The sequence below is a fragment of the Paenibacillus sp. BK033 genome (assembly GCF_004345425.1).
Lineage (GTDB): Bacteria > Bacillota > Bacilli > Paenibacillales > Paenibacillaceae > Pristimantibacillus.
On sequence record NZ_SLVP01000005.1, the window covers coordinates 53355 to 67664 of the forward strand.

Genomic DNA, 14310 nt, shown 5'->3' on the forward strand with positions numbered 1-14310 from the left:
AAGCAGTGGATACGAAGGGGAGACGAGTTCGCATGATTGAAGTCAGAAATCTGACGAAAACCTATACGACCCATGAACGAGGCCACACGCTTCGCGAAGTGACGCGTAATTTGATCAGACGGCCGATGAAGGAGATCAAGGCCGTTCATGATTTATCTTTTACCGTTCCGCAAGGGGAAATGCTGGCTTTCCTTGGCCCGAACGGAGCGGGGAAGTCAACGACGCTCAAGATTCTGACGGGTGTCCTGCACCCGACATCGGGTGAGGTAAAAGCGCTGGGGCTTGTTCCGTGGAAGCAGAGAAGACAGTATGTCGGCCGCATTGGCGCCGTCTTCGGACAGAAGTCGCAGCTGCTATGGGATATTCCTCCCATCGATGCCTTCTATATGAACAAAGCGATATACGGGGTTCCGGAGCGGCAGTATCAGTCCACGTTAAATGAGCTCACCGAGCTGCTTGGCGTTGGCGATATCATAAGAAAGCCAACCCGCCAGCTGTCATTAGGCGAGCGTATGAAATGCGAATTTATAATGGCGATGCTGCACCGGCCGGATATCGTGTTTCTCGATGAACCCACGATTGGGCTGGATATGATTGCGAAGGAGAATATCCGCCATTTTATCCGGAGCATGAACGGACAAGGTGTTACCTTTCTATTAACCACGCATGACCTGGAGGATGTCGAGCTGCTCGCGGAGCGGGTGATCGTGATCAACCATGGCGAGATTGTGGTGGATGATTCGCTTGGCGATTTAAGAAGCAGGCTTGGCGACAAGAAGTCTGTCCGTCTGACGACGGAATCCGTCGTGCCGGATATTCGCATCCAGGGGATGACGGTTACGGAGCGGAAAGGTCCGCTGGAGCTAGCGCTGGAGATTGATACGAGCGTGCTGCCTCTGAAACGTTTCATCCGGGAATTTAACGAGGTCTATGGCATTGTGGACATGGCGATTGACGCTATACCGATTGAATCCATTATGAAGGAGCTGTATTTGGCTGAAGCCGCCGTCGAGTCGGCTGCGACTAAGCCATAAGCGGGAAAGGACTGCCGTTGCCGGCAGTCCTTTTTTTCACTTTTATTTGCAAGTATTGTTGCTGCTGTTCTTCTTCGGAACCGATCCGGAATTGTCGGCAAGCTTATCGCCGAATTGGTCAAGGCGCGAAGGGCTTGCCGCAGGTCCGTCATTATCGGGCTTATTGTTGCGTCCTGTCATTATTTCTCACCTCCACCTCTTCTAGATTGAGCGGGCTTTGGCTAATTCATGCATTGTATAATGAAGGAAATAAAAATTTAAGAAAACAGGCAAAAATGCCGTTGACTTTGACGTTACGTCAAGGTGTAGAGTAGGGTTGTCGGGAGGTGAGCAATATGGAATATACCGTACAGAAGCTGGGACAGCTCGCGGGCGTAAGCACAAGAACCTTGCGGTATTACGATGAACTTGGACTGTTAAAGCCGGCAAGAGTCAGTTCGTCCGGGTACCGGATTTACGGGCAGGCGGAGGTGGATCTGCTGCAGCAGATATTATTCTTCCGCGAGCTTGGTCTAGGTCTTGAGCAAATCAGGCAGATCATTCATGATCCGGCTTTCGATAAGTCGACTGCGCTGAAGGAGCACCGCGAGCAGCTTCTCGACAGAAGGCGGCAGCTGGATGTCCTGATCCGGAATGTCGAGCAATCCATTGAGCATGCGGAAGGGAGAATGACTATGTCTGACCAACAAAAATTCGAAGGCTTCAAGCAGAAGCTGATTGTTGAGAACGAGAGGAAATACGGCAAGGAAATCCGGGAGAAATACGGCGAGGATGCCGTAAACGCGTCCAATGCGAAGCTGAGCAACATGACGCAGGAGCAGTATGATGAAGTAACACGGCTTGGTGAAGAGATCAAAACCGCCTTGGCGGAAGCCATTAAAACCGGTGATCCCGCGGGAGAGCTGGCGCAGAAAACGGCGGAGCTTCACAAGCGTTGGCTGATGTATTATTGGAAGGAGTACTCGAAGGAAGCTCATGCCGGATTATCCCAAATGTATGTGGATGATGAACGGTTCACCGCCTACTACGATACCGATCAGCCCGGAGCGGCTGCTTTCTTGAGGGACGCCATTCATATCTACACGGGCGTGAAGAAGGCGTAGTCCCAGTAAACTGAATGTAAGAGGGGTTATCCCAGTGTCATATTCATGACTCACGGGACAGCTCCTTTTTTATTGCGCGCGGCATGTTAGCGTTAGGCTCCTTCATATATTGATAGTGGTTCGGAATCCGTCGAATAGGTTGTCCTTTTGCGGAAAGGGGGAGGGGGAGATGCGGTTTCAGCTGGACGAGGAATATGAGCTGACGCGTGCGGCTGTAAGGGATTTTGCGGAAAGCGAGCTCGCCCGGGGGGCGGTTGAGCGAGATGAGCTTGAACGGTTTGACCGCCGCTTGTTCGACGATATGGCGGAAATGGGCTTAACGGGGATTCCGATTGCGGAGGAGTGGGGCGGAGCGGGAAGCGACATACTCGCTTATTCGATTGTCTTGGAAGAGCTTGCACGGGTATGTGCTTCCACCTCGGCTGTGCTTGGGGCGCATACAACAGCGGCGTGGGTGCTTGCCAAGCATGGAAGCGAGCATTTGCGGGAGACAAATTTAATGCCATTAACTACCGGAAAAAGACTCGGAACTATTGCTTATTCGCATCCGACTCTAAGGGGGAAAAGGACGGCTGCAGACACCTATAATCTTGTCGGATCTATTCCGTCCGTCGAGTTGGCTGGCATTGCGGATGATTATATAGGGCTCATCAGGCACCGGTCCGGAGAACTTTCGCTCAGCATTCTTTCGGGTGACAGTCCCGGCTTAACCTGCGAGCCTCGGAAAAGCAAGCTTGGTTTGCGGGGAATGCCAAGCGCGGAGCTTCGTTTTCAATCGGTTGACTGTTATTTATTTAATGTGGTTAAGGGAAACAAGGAACCAAGCGCTGAAGATGTATTTAACGGCATTAACGTTATGCGTGATCTTAGCGCGGCTGCTCAAGCTACGGGAATTGCCCAGGGGGCATTGGATGCCGCTTTAGCCTACGCGAAGGAACGAACGCAATTCGGTAAACCGATCGGACGCCAGCAAGGCATTGCGTTTAAACTGGCGGATATGGCGGCGAATGTGGAGGCATCAAGGTGGCTTGTCTATGATGCGGCCTGGTCCGTTGACAGAGGCCTGTCAGGCAGCTCGAAGGCAGCCATGGCTAAGCTTTACGGGATCAGACACGCGGTTGCGACGGCCATCGAGGCGGTACAGATTTTTGGGGGATACGGCTATATGCGCGAATACCTCGTAGAACGTTATCTGCGGGATGCCAAAGGTCTGGAAGCTGCCTCGGCGCAGTCGTACCCGGCTATTTTAAGCTTGGAGTCGGAATAGGAGGATCGGACGGCATGTCTAATCGTCAGTCAGTCATCGTAGCAGGAGCAAGAACGGCATTTGGCAAGTTTGGCGGCCAGTTCAAATCCGTACCAGCCGTTCAGCTTGGGGCTGCCGCGATTACGGGCGCCTTGCAAAGATCCGGTATTTCGCCCGGTCAAGTAGATGGCGTCATTATGGGGATGGTGCTTCAGGCGGGAGCCGGTCAGATTCCGTCCAGGCAAGCGGCGAGGCTGGCGGGTCTAAGCTGGGAAGTACCGTCGGAAACGATAAACAAGGTATGCGCATCGGGCATGCGGGCCATAACGATGGCCGATCAAATGGTGCGTTCCGGTGATGCCCGGATCGTTGTGGCAGGCGGAATGGAAAGTATGAGTCGCACCCCGTATGCCGTTCCAACGGCGAGATGGGGCGCTAGAATGGGCAATACGGCACTCGTTGATCTGATGAATCATGACGGCTTGTTTTGCGCGTTCCATCAGGTGCCGATGGGCTCGCTGGGCAACCGGGTGGCAGACGAGTTTAATGTCGGACGTCAAGAGCAGGACGATTGGGCGCTTCGCAGCCACTTGCGCGCGGTAGCCGCTCGGCAGAGCGGCCGCTTTGCCGAGGAAATCGTTCCCGTTATCCTCGATGACGGGACGGAGCATGCTGCCGACGAGTGTCCCCGTCCGGATACGGATGCGGCAAAGCTGGCCCGATTAAAGCCCGCCTTCGACCGGACCGGGACGATTACGGCCGGCAATGCTCCCGGTGTGAATGACGGGGCTGCCGCGGTAACGGTCATGTCTTCGGAGGAAGCCGTTCGTCTTGGCGTTAAGCCGCTTGCGACCGTAATCGGGCATGCTTCGGCAGGCGCGGAAGCGGCGTATCTGGCAACCGTCCCGGCGCTTGCGATCCGCAAGCTTCTGAAGCAGACGGGGGTTCCGCTGGAGAAGATCGATCTTATTGAAGTGAACGAAGCCTTCGCTTCGGTGGTGCTGATCAGCGGTCAAATGCTTGGCTGGGATCCCGAAAAGGTAAACGTTAACGGCGGGGCGATCGCGCTTGGACATCCGATTGGCGCAAGCGGCGCCCGCATTGTCCTGACGCTGATTCACGAGCTGAAGCGGCGGGGAGGCGGATTAGGGATCGCCGCGATTTGCAGCGGCGGAGCGCAAGGCGACGCGATGTTGCTGCAGGTTGATGCTTGAACGAAAGCTTGAACGAGAACGGGGTGAAGGCGATGGAGCAGGTACGGCAAATCCGTCAGGTGACCGTTCTGGGAGCCGGGCAAATGGGAAGCGGCATCGCCCAGACTTTGGCGCAATACGGCTATGAGACCGCGCTTTACGATATTACGGAAGCGGCGGTTGAGCGGGGAATGTACGCGATCGGAAGCTCCCTGGAACGGTTCGTCAAGAAAGGACGGCTGACAAAGGAGCAGCAGGAAGCCGCCATGCGGTTGCTGACGCCGGTTGTTACGCTGGAAGCCTGCCGGCAATCCGACTTTGTGATTGAAGCCATCCCTGAACAGCTGGAGCTCAAACGGAAGCTGTTCAAGGAATTGGACCGTCTATGCCCGCCGCATGCCATTCTTGCGACAAATACCTCTTCGCTGTCGGTTACGGCTATCGCTGGCGTGACGAAACGCCCCTCGCAGGTGATTGGCATGCATTTTATGAATCCGGTTCCGGTAATGGCGCTTGTGGAAGTGATTCGGGGGCTTGCCACCTCTGCCGAAACGCTGGCAGCGACGGTTGCCCTTGCCGAATCGCTTGGGAAGACGGCGGTACGGGTTGATGATTATCCGGGCTTTATCTCGAACCGGATTCTCATGCCGATGATTAACGAGGCGGTGTATGCCGTATATGAAGGCGTGGCAACGCCTGAAGCGGTGGATCGGATTATGAAGCTGGGCATGAATCATCCGATGGGCCCGCTTGCTCTCGCGGACTTTATCGGGCTGGATACTTGCTTGTACATTATGGAGACGCTGCACGAGGGGTTTGGCGATTCGAAGTATCGGCCGTGCCCGCTGCTGCGCAACTATGTTTCCGCCGGCTGGTTAGGGAAGAAAACCGGGAAGGGCTTTTACAACTACGATTAGAATCGCACCCGAAAGGAGCGATTGTCCATGGAACTCCGGTTTACGAAGGAGCAGCAAGCAATCCGGCAGGCTATTCGGCGGTTTGCCGCTCAGGAAATCGCATTGGCCGTGCCACGTATGGAATCCGAGGAGCGGTTTCCTGCCGAGATCATCCGCAGGATGGCGGAGCGGGAGTGGATGGGAATCCCCGTTCCGAAGCAGTGGGGCGGTGCCGGATCGGATTTTATCTCTTATATTATCGCGATTAACGAAGTGTCGAGAGTCAGCGCTGCGGTTGGCGTTATCTTATCCGTGCACACCTCCGTATGCACGCTTCCCATTCTGAATTACGGCACGGAGGAGCAGCGCGGGCAATTCGTGCGAAAGCTGGCTTCCGGCGAGTGGATTGGGGCCTTTGCTTTAACGGAGCCGCATGCGGGCTCGGATGCTGCGGCTATACGGACGTCAGCCGAACGGAAAGGCGACCATTATGAACTAAACGGCTCCAAGCTGTTTATTACCAACGCCGGGGCGGCCGGGGTATACGTCGTATTTGCCGTCACGGACGGGACGAAGCGTGCAGGCGGCATTACCGCATTTATCGTGCCGGGGGATGCGAAGGGGCTTCATATCGGCAAGCCGGAACGGAAAATGGGTCTACATGGCTCCAATACCTGCGAGCTGCATTTCGAACAGCTGCGTATTCCCGCAGAGTACCGGCTGGGACGGGACGGCGAAGGATTCGCGATTGCCAAAGGCTCGCTTGACGGCGGCCGCATCGGCATAGCCGCGCAAGCGCTTGGAATTGCGGAAGCCTCGATACAGCTCCTCCGCGATCGGTTTGGTCCGCCAAAGGGCTCTCCCTATACTTCCCGGGACACCGAGCTGGCGGAGCTTCTGGCAAGAACGGCGGCCGCCAGGCTCCTGGTCTACCGTGCCGCTTCGCTTCGGCAGGAAGGCAGGCCTTGCACGAAGGAAGCGTCAATGGCCAAGATGTTTGCTTCCGATACGGCCGTTGCCGTGTCCGGAGCAGCCGTCCGGCTGTTGGGCGAAGAGGGGTTATCCAAGGAGCATCCCGCCGAACGGCTGTTCAGAGATGCCAAGGTAACGCAAATTTACGAGGGTACCAATGAAATTCACCGCCTTGTGATCAGCGGCAGATTGATGAAATGAAGGTGACTTGTATGCGAAGTAGCCCCGGACTTAAGCTTCGGGAAGCGATTCAGGCGGAGCAGCCTCTTCAGGTGGCGGGGGCGATAAATGCGTATGCCGCCATGATGGCGGAGCAGGTAGGCTTTCGCGCGTTGTATTTATCCGGTGCGGGTGTCGCCAATGCTTCCTTTGGTTTTCCTGACCTGGGAATAACGACGCTTCAGGACGTGCTTGAGGATATTCGCCGGATTACGAACGTAACGGAGCTGCCGTTGCTAGTCGATATCGATACCGGCTTTGGCGGTGCCTTTCAGATCGCCAGAACGATAAAGGAAGTGCAGAGAGCCGGCGTTGCGGCCGTCCATATCGAGGACCAGGCAGCGGAAAAAAGATGCGGTCACCGCCCCAACAAGGCCATGGTGCGGACGGAAGAGATGGTCGACCGGATCAAAGCCGCGGTAGACGCAAAGACCGACGGCAGCTTTGTCGTTATGGCGAGAACGGATGCTCTGGCTTCCGAAGGGCTTGAGGCCGCCATTGAGCGTGCCCAGAGGTATGTGGAAGCGGGAGCCGATATGCTTTTTCCCGAAGCGGTAGGCAGTCTGGACGAATACAAGAGGTTTGCCGAGGCCGTGAAGGTACCTATTCTGGCGAATATAACGGAATTCGGAAAAACGCCGCTGTTCACCGTGGAACAGCTCCGGGATGCGGGAGTCAGCCTGGCGCTGTACCCTTTATCGGCGTTTCGGGCCATGAACGCTGCGGCGCTGCGCGTCTACCGCGCAATTCGCGAAGAGGGTTCGCAGCAGAAGGTCGTTGATCTGATGCAGACGCGGGCGGAGCTGTACGATTTTCTTCACTATTATGACTATGAACATAAGCTTGACGCGTTGTTTGGAGCGGAGCAAAAGGAGGAGAAGGGAGAGGGGTAGTATGCCGGTACCCAAGCAAGGAGGCCTTGCGGCTGTTATCGCCGGCCAGACTCGAATTTCGACGGTCGGCAAGGAAGGGAAGGGATTATCGTACCGCGGTTATTCCATCTACGATTTAGCCCGATTCGCAGCCTTTGAGGAGACAGCTTATTTACTCTTGTACGGATGGCTTCCGGATGCCGAGCAGCTTGGCATGTTCCGGAAGCAGCTCGCCTCAAGCCGGGAGCTGCCGCCCGCTTTAACCGGCATACTCGAGCTGCTGCCTGGCAGCACCCATCCGATGGATGTGCTCCGGACCGGCTATTCTGCCCTTGCCTCGTTCGAGCCGGAGGAGGAAGGGCGCTTGGCTTTGGATATTGCGATCCGGTTGATTGGCTGCACGTCATCGATTCTGTTGTACTGGTATCACTACCAGAATCGAGGCATACGAATCGACACGGCCGGAGCCGGTGGCGATACGGCTGCGCATTTTTTGCAGCTGCTGCATCAGAAGGAGCCGGAGGAGCAGCATGCCAAAGCGCTGGATGTTTCCCTGACGTTATACGCGGAGCATGAATTCAATGCCTCTACGTTCGCGGCAAGGGTTACGGCCTCCACGCTATCCGATTATTATTCCGCGATTACAACCGGAGTGGGCACGCTGCGCGGACCGCTGCACGGCGGTGCCAACGAGGCGGCGATGGCGCTCATTGAGCGATACGACAATCCGGATGACGCGGAGGCGGGTATTCTGGAGGCTCTTCGGCAAAAGCAGCTGATCATGGGGTTCGGCCATCGCGTCTACTCGGTTTCGGATCCCCGCTCCGATGTGATTAAGGAGTGGGCGCTTGCCCTGTCGGAGCAGGCCGGCGACCGGAAGCTGTACGAGATTTCCGAGAGAATCGAACAGGTGATGCGCCGCGAGAAGAAGCTGTTCCCCAATCTGGATTTCTACAGCGCTTCGGCGTACTTTCATTTGGGGATTCCCACACCGTTATTTACTCCTGTCTTTGTGTTGTCCCGTCTTGCGGGTTGGTCGGCGCATGTCATGGAGCAGCGGGCAGGGAACCGGATTATCCGTCCAAGCGCCGATTATATCGGACCCGATCCGCAGGAGTGGCTGCCGCTCGATCAGCGCTAGTTCAGTGACGACCTGTCAGGAAGGAGCACGACTTAAATGTCCGTAACGTTTCAAACGAACCGTCCCGAGCCCGATCCGCTGCTGGTCGATATCGCGGACTACGTACTTCATAAGGAGCTGACGAGCGAGGAAGCATACGACACGGCTAGGCTTTGCCTGATGGATACGCTCGGCTGCGGACTCTTGGCGCTCCGTTATCCGGAATGCGCCAAGCTTCTAAGTCCGCTTGTACCGGGCACCGTTGTGCCGAACGGCGCGCGGGTGCCGGGTACTTCAACGCAGACGGATCCGGTCACGGCGGCCTTTCAGATCGGCTGCATGATCCGCTGGCTCGATTACAACGACACGTGGCTGGCCGCCGAATGGGGCCATCCCTCCGACAATCTTGGCGGGATTCTGGCTGCCGCCGATTATATAAGCCGCAAGAACAGAGCCGAAGGCAAAGCGCCCCTTACGATGCGCGAAGTGCTGACGGCGATGATCAAGGCGCATGAGATTCAAGGAATACTCGCGCTTGAGAACAGCTTTAACCGGGTAGGGCTCGATCACGTGCTGCTTGTCAAAATCGCTTCGACCGCCGTAGTGGCGCAGCTTCTTGGGGGAAGCAAGGACGAGATCGTAAATGCCGTCTCGCATGCCTGGCTTGACGGTCATGCTCTGCGGACGTACCGTCATGCCCCTAATACGGGCTCGAGAAAATCCTGGGCTGCCGGCGACGCGACAAGCCGCGCGGTATGGCTCGCCATGATGGCTCTGCGTGGCGAGATGGGCTATCCGTCCGTGCTGACCGCCCCGGGTTGGGGGTTCCAGGACGCGCTGTTTAAAGGAAAGCCTGTCGTTCAGGCAAGGCCGTTTGCGTCTTACGTCATGGAGCATGTTTTGTTCAAAATCTCGTTTCCGGCGGAATTCCACGGGCAAACTGCCGTTGAGGCGGCTATTCGGCTGCACCCGCTTGTGAAAGACCGGATTCACGAAATTGCCGCGATCGAGCTTACGACCCATGAGTCGGCGATCCGCATCATCGACAAGCGGGGACCGCTCCATAATCCGGCGGATCGCGATCACTGCCTGCAATACATGGTTGCGATCGGCCTGCTGCATGGCGAATTAACGGCGGATCATTACGAGGATGCGGCGGCTTCCGACCCGCGGATCGATAAGCTTCGGGATCTGATGCGCACGGCTCAGGATCCGAGGTATTCCAAAGAGTATCTGGATGCCGAGAAACGTTCGATCGCCAATGCGATTGAAGTGTTTTTCGCGGACGGTTCCTCAACCGGCAAAGTAGAGGTGGAATATCCGATCGGCCACCGGAGAAGGAGAGAGGAAGGCATACCTTTATTGGTGAGCAAATTCGAGGAGAATTTGCGGACGCGGTTCCCGGCGAAGCAAGCCGGTCGGATCGCCGCTTTATGCCTCGATCAGGAAGCTTTGGAGCGCATAGAGGTGGATCGATTTTCCGATTTATTCGTCATTTGACGGCGCGGCCTTGCAAAAGGCCGCTTTTTTCATCTTTTCTTGACATCCTTCATTGAGTTATGAGCCCTCTAACGCTTATAATATAACGAGGAAAAAAGATTAAAAAGAAAAGGTGCATTCATGAGTATATTAAACGTTGAAAGATTAAGCCATGGATTTGGCGACCGCGCGATTTTTAACGACGTATCGTTCCGTTTGCTCAAAGGGGAGCATATCGGTCTGATCGGCGCAAACGGCGAAGGCAAATCCACGTTCATGAACATTATTACCGGCAAGCTTCAGCCGGATGACGGCAAGGTCGAATGGTCGAAGAAGGTTCGCGTTGGTTACCTCGACCAGCATGCGGTGCTTAGCAAAGGAATGACCATGCGCGACGTACTGAAGAGCGCATTCCAATATTTGTTTGACATGGAACAAGAGATGAACGACATGTACGGCCGCATGGGCGAAGTATCGCCGGAGGAGCTGGAGAAGCTTCTGGAGGATGTCGGCACGATTCAGGATACGCTGACGAACCAGGACTTCTACCTAATCGATGCGAAAATCGATGAAACGGCACGCGGCCTTGGCCTCACCGACATCGGCCTCGATAAAGACGTGCATGATTTGAGCGGCGGCCAACGCACGAAGGTTCTGCTCGCGAAGCTTCTTCTCGAGAAGCCGGACATTCTGCTCCTGGACGAGCCTACCAACTATTTGGACGAGCAGCATATCGAGTGGCTGAAGCGTTACCTGCAGGAGTACGAGAACGCGTTTATTCTGATCTCCCACGATATCCCGTTCCTGAACAGCGTAATCAACCTGATCTACCATATGGAAAATCAGGAGCTGAACCGTTATGTCGGCGACTACGATCATTTCCAGGAAGTTTACGAAATGAAAAAGCAGCAGCTGGAGTCGGCGTTCAAGCGCCAGCAGCAGGAGATTGCCGAGCTGAAGGACTTCGTTGCCCGGAACAAAGCATCCGTTGCGACCCGGAACATGGCGATGTCGAGACAGAAGAAGCTGGATAAGATGGATGTGATCGAGCTGGCGAAGGAAAAGCCAAAGCCGCAGTTCAACTTTATCGAGGCACGCGCGTCCAGCAAGCTGATCTTCGAGACGAATAACCTGGTTATCGGTTATGATTCACCGCTGTCGAGACCGCTGACCCTCCGCATGGAGCGCGGCCAGAAGATTGCGCTTGTCGGAGCGAACGGCATCGGCAAAACAACCCTTCTCCGCAGCATCCTTGGTGAAATCCCTGCGCTTGAGGGCTCGGTTCAGCTTGGCGACATCCTGAGCATCGGTTACTTCCAGCAGGAAATGAAAGAAACAAACAACAATACCTGTATCGACGAGATTTGGAGCGAGTTCCCGTCGTTTACGCAGTTCGAGGTTCGCGCGGCGCTCGCGAAATGCGGTCTCACGACCAAGCATATCGAGAGCAAAATCGCGGTGCTTAGCGGCGGCGAGAAAGCGAAGGTGCGCCTTTGCAAACTGATTAACCGCGAGACGAACCTTCTTGTGCTCGACGAGCCTACGAACCACTTGGACGTAGACGCGAAGGAAGAGCTCGCCCGTGCGCTTAAAGCGTACAAAGGCAGCATTATCCTGATTTCCCACGAACCTGAATTTTATCAGCAGGTTGTTACGGAAACGTGGAACTGCGAGTCCTGGACGACGAAAGTATTCTAATCGTTTGGCGCATAATAGATAGAACGGATCCTGCCTGACAGCTTGTTGTCAGGCAGGATTTTTTTGAGCGGACGGGATAACCGCTCAATATACCCCCTATAGGTATTTTTAATGATTGACATATATACGGGTGGGGGGTATACTGAAGCCAATCAACGATAATAAGAAACGGATGTGTTGCTTATGGCTCCCGTGCAAACGAATGATCATGACCAGACCACCTTTGATATAACCGGAATGACTTGCGCCGCATGCGCGAACCGCATAGAGAAAGGGCTGAACAAACTTCCGGGCGTTGCCTCCGCAACGGTGAACTTCGCGATGGAAACGGCCCGCGTGGAATATGCGCCAAGTGAAGTTTCCGCCCAAGATATAGAACGCAAGGTCGAGCAGCTGGGCTATTCTGCGTCCGAACGCGTGGAAAGAGCAGCGGACGAGAAGCATCCCGAAAAAAAGGGGCAAATCAGGAAGCTCGCCATATCAGCCTTATTATCGCTTCCGCTTATTTGGAGCATGGTTGGACATTTTTCGTTTACTTCCTGGCTGTATGTGCCGGAGCTGTTTATGAACCCGTGGTTCCAGCTTGTTCTGGCAACGCCCGTACAGTTCTATATCGGCCGTTCCTTTTATGTGAGCGCGTATAAAGCTCTGCGCAACGGCGGCGCCAATATGGATGTACTCATCGCGCTTGGCACGTCGGCTGCTTATTTCTACAGCTTATACGCAACGGTCAAATGGGAAACGGAAGGCTCATCCATGCACCATGCTCCAGAGCTGTACTTTGAGACCAGCGCGATTCTGATAACCCTTGTATTGCTTGGCAAGCTGTTCGAGACATTGGCCAAAGGGCGGACCTCGGAAGCGATCAAGTCGCTTATGGGACTGAGAGCGAAGACGGCTACGGTCGTAAGGGACGGACAGGAATGGAACATTCCGCTTGAGCAAGTGATCAAAGGCGATATCGTCATGGTCCGGCCGGGCGAGAAGATTCCCGTTGACGGTTTGGTATTGGAAGGCGCTTCGGCCGTTGACGAAGCGATGCTGACGGGCGAAAGCCTGCCGGTGGAGAAAAGCCCTGGCGATACCGTAATCGGAGCAACCATTAACGGGAACGGCGTTTTGAAGGTGCAGGCGACAAAGGTAGGAGCGGATACGGCGCTTGCCCAGATTATCCGGGTCGTGGAGGAAGCGCAAGGCTCCAAAGCGCAGATTCAACGCGTTGCAGACGTTATTTCCGGCATTTTCGTCCCGATTGTAACGGGTATAGCGGTTGTCGCTTTCCTGGTGTGGCTGATTTTTGTCAAGCCGGGAGATTTGACCGCCGCGCTCGAGACCGCAATCGCGATCCTGGTAATCGCTTGCCCTTGCGCGCTTGGTCTCGCGACCCCCACCTCGATTATGGCGGGTTCCGGCCGTGCGGCGGAGGTAGGCATATTGTTCAAGGGCGGCGAGCATCTCGAGCAGACCCACAAGGTGGATGCGATTATTCTCGATAAAACAGGGACGGTAACTAACGGAAAACCGTCGTTAACGGATATCCTTGTTGCGGACGAAGGGGACGAAACGGAATTTTTGCGGCTGGTTGGCGGAGCGGAGCAGCTCTCCGAGCATCCGCTCGCCGTTGCGATAGCTGACGGTATACGGGAGAGGGGTATACCTTTTGCTTCCGCGGAGTCGTTTGAAGCTTTGCCGGGCTTTGGGATCCGGGCCGTCGCGGAGGGGAAATCGGTGTTGATCGGAACCCGCAGGCTGCTCGAGGAAAACGGTGTTCATGCGAAGGAGGTTTACCCGGTCATGAACCAATTGGAGGAAGCGGGCAAGACGGCGATGCTGGTTGCCATCAATGGGCAATACGCCGGGATCATCGCGGCTGCGGATACGATTAAGGAGAGCTCGGTATCCGCGGTTGGGCGGCTCAAAGAGCTTGGAATCAAGGTTATTATGGTTACCGGGGACAATGAACGCACCGCGTTAGCGATTGCCGCGCAGGCCGGAATTGATCATGTGCTGGCCGAGGTACTGCCGGAAGGCAAGGCGGCGGAAGTGAAAAAGCTGCAGCAGCAGGGCCATATCGTTGCCATGGTTGGCGACGGCATTAACGATGCGCCCGCGCTGGCTACCGCCCATATCGGCATGGCGATAGGGACCGGGACCGATGTGGCGATGGAAGCGGCGGACGTTACGCTGATGCGCGGCGATCTCGAGAGCATCCCGGATGCGATCTACATCAGCCGGATGACGATGCGGAATATTAAGCAGAATCTGTTCTGGGCGCTTGGCTACAACACGCTTGGCATTCCGATTGCGGCAATCGGCCTGCTTGCGCCCTGGGTAGCCGGAGCGGCAATGGCTTTAAGCTCCGTATCCGTCGTCCTGAATGCTCTAAGACTTCAGAAGCTCCAAGTAAGACGTTAAGGAGTTTGCCGTTCTGCGCCGCAATCGGATTAGGGTTGTCCAATACAAGGAAAAGCCGTTATA

The 14310-nt window shown here is 55.5% G+C and carries 12 protein-coding genes; 11 read left to right on the forward strand and 1 reads right to left on the reverse strand.

Going from position 1 to position 14310, the window contains the following annotated elements; genetic code table 11:
* Positions 1–32: 32 nt before the first annotated feature.
* Positions 33–1034, forward strand: a complete 1002-nt coding sequence (locus tag EV294_RS17595; protein WP_132309061.1) for an ABC transporter ATP-binding protein — start codon at positions 33–35, stop codon at positions 1032–1034.
* Positions 1035–1076: 42 nt separating this feature from the next.
* Here the strand turns inward: EV294_RS17595 and EV294_RS30335 are convergent, their stop codons facing one another.
* Positions 1077–1214: a hypothetical protein gene (locus EV294_RS30335; protein WP_015844360.1), complete on the reverse strand. Its 138-nt coding sequence runs from the start codon at positions 1212–1214 to the stop codon at positions 1077–1079.
* 155 nt (positions 1215–1369) lie between these two features.
* Here EV294_RS30335 and EV294_RS17600 point away from each other — a divergent pair, with 155 nt between their 5' ends.
* The 10 genes from EV294_RS17600 to EV294_RS17645 all read left to right on the forward strand — a co-directional run bounded on the left by EV294_RS17600 (position 1370) and on the right by EV294_RS17645 (position 14247).
* Positions 1370–2137 (forward strand): MerR family transcriptional regulator, encoded by a 768-nt coding sequence (locus EV294_RS17600; protein ID WP_132309063.1) that lies wholly within the window; start codon positions 1370–1372, stop codon positions 2135–2137.
* Between the two features lie 169 nt (positions 2138–2306).
* Positions 2307–3404, forward strand: coding sequence for an acyl-CoA dehydrogenase family protein (locus EV294_RS17605; RefSeq protein ID WP_132309065.1), 1098 nt, complete (start codon positions 2307–2309; stop codon positions 3402–3404).
* A gap of 14 nt (positions 3405–3418) precedes the next feature.
* The gene (locus EV294_RS17610) at positions 3419–4597 is read left to right on the forward strand and encodes an acetyl-CoA C-acetyltransferase (RefSeq protein ID WP_132309067.1); all 1179 of its coding nucleotides are present in this window, start codon (positions 3419–3421) and stop codon (positions 4595–4597) included.
* Between the two features lie 32 nt (positions 4598–4629).
* Positions 4630–5493 carry a 3-hydroxybutyryl-CoA dehydrogenase gene (locus EV294_RS17615; RefSeq protein ID WP_132309813.1) on the forward strand — a complete coding sequence of 288 codons (864 nt, stop codon included), beginning with the start codon at positions 4630–4632 and terminating at the stop codon, positions 5491–5493.
* 27 nt (positions 5494–5520) lie between these two features.
* Positions 5521–6645: an acyl-CoA dehydrogenase family protein gene (locus EV294_RS17620; RefSeq protein WP_132309069.1), complete on the forward strand. Its 1125-nt coding sequence runs from the start codon at positions 5521–5523 to the stop codon at positions 6643–6645.
* A gap of 11 nt (positions 6646–6656) precedes the next feature.
* Positions 6657–7556: a methylisocitrate lyase gene (gene prpB, locus EV294_RS17625; protein WP_132309071.1), complete on the forward strand. Its 900-nt coding sequence runs from the start codon at positions 6657–6659 to the stop codon at positions 7554–7556.
* 1 nt (position 7557) lies between these two features.
* Positions 7558–8676, forward strand: coding sequence for a citrate synthase/methylcitrate synthase (locus EV294_RS17630; RefSeq protein ID WP_132309073.1), 1119 nt, complete (start codon positions 7558–7560; stop codon positions 8674–8676).
* 36 nt (positions 8677–8712) lie between these two features.
* A complete protein-coding gene (locus tag EV294_RS17635; RefSeq protein ID WP_132309075.1) occupies positions 8713–10155 on the forward strand; it encodes a bifunctional 2-methylcitrate dehydratase/aconitate hydratase in 1443 nt (480 codons plus the stop codon).
* A gap of 120 nt (positions 10156–10275) precedes the next feature.
* Positions 10276–11832: an ABC-F family ATP-binding cassette domain-containing protein gene (locus tag EV294_RS17640; protein WP_132309077.1), complete on the forward strand. Its 1557-nt coding sequence runs from the start codon at positions 10276–10278 to the stop codon at positions 11830–11832.
* 183 nt (positions 11833–12015) lie between these two features.
* Positions 12016–14247: a heavy metal translocating P-type ATPase gene (locus tag EV294_RS17645; RefSeq protein ID WP_132309079.1), complete on the forward strand. Its 2232-nt coding sequence runs from the start codon at positions 12016–12018 to the stop codon at positions 14245–14247.
* Positions 14248–14310: the final 63 nt, after the last annotated feature.

Bases quoted from the DNA above. Each gene is read 5' to 3' on its own strand.
- EV294_RS17595 (WP_132309061.1), top strand. From the start codon at position 33: ATGATTGAAGTCAGAAATCTGACGAAAACCTATACGACCCATGAACGA.
- EV294_RS30335 (WP_015844360.1), bottom strand. From the start codon at position 1,214: ATGACAGGACGCAACAATAAGCCCGATAATGACGGACCTGCGGCAAGC.
- EV294_RS17600 (WP_132309063.1), top strand. From the start codon at position 1,370: ATGGAATATACCGTACAGAAGCTGGGACAGCTCGCGGGCGTAAGCACA.
- EV294_RS17605 (WP_132309065.1), top strand. From the start codon at position 2,307: ATGCGGTTTCAGCTGGACGAGGAATATGAGCTGACGCGTGCGGCTGTA.
- EV294_RS17610 (WP_132309067.1), top strand. From the start codon at position 3,419: ATGTCTAATCGTCAGTCAGTCATCGTAGCAGGAGCAAGAACGGCATTT.
- EV294_RS17615 (WP_132309813.1), top strand. From the start codon at position 4,630: ATGGAGCAGGTACGGCAAATCCGTCAGGTGACCGTTCTGGGAGCCGGG.
- EV294_RS17620 (WP_132309069.1), top strand. From the start codon at position 5,521: ATGGAACTCCGGTTTACGAAGGAGCAGCAAGCAATCCGGCAGGCTATT.
- prpB (WP_132309071.1), top strand. From the start codon at position 6,657: ATGCGAAGTAGCCCCGGACTTAAGCTTCGGGAAGCGATTCAGGCGGAG.
- EV294_RS17630 (WP_132309073.1), top strand. From the start codon at position 7,558: ATGCCGGTACCCAAGCAAGGAGGCCTTGCGGCTGTTATCGCCGGCCAG.
- EV294_RS17635 (WP_132309075.1), top strand. From the start codon at position 8,713: ATGTCCGTAACGTTTCAAACGAACCGTCCCGAGCCCGATCCGCTGCTG.
- EV294_RS17640 (WP_132309077.1), top strand. From the start codon at position 10,276: ATGAGTATATTAAACGTTGAAAGATTAAGCCATGGATTTGGCGACCGC.
- EV294_RS17645 (WP_132309079.1), top strand. From the start codon at position 12,016: ATGGCTCCCGTGCAAACGAATGATCATGACCAGACCACCTTTGATATA.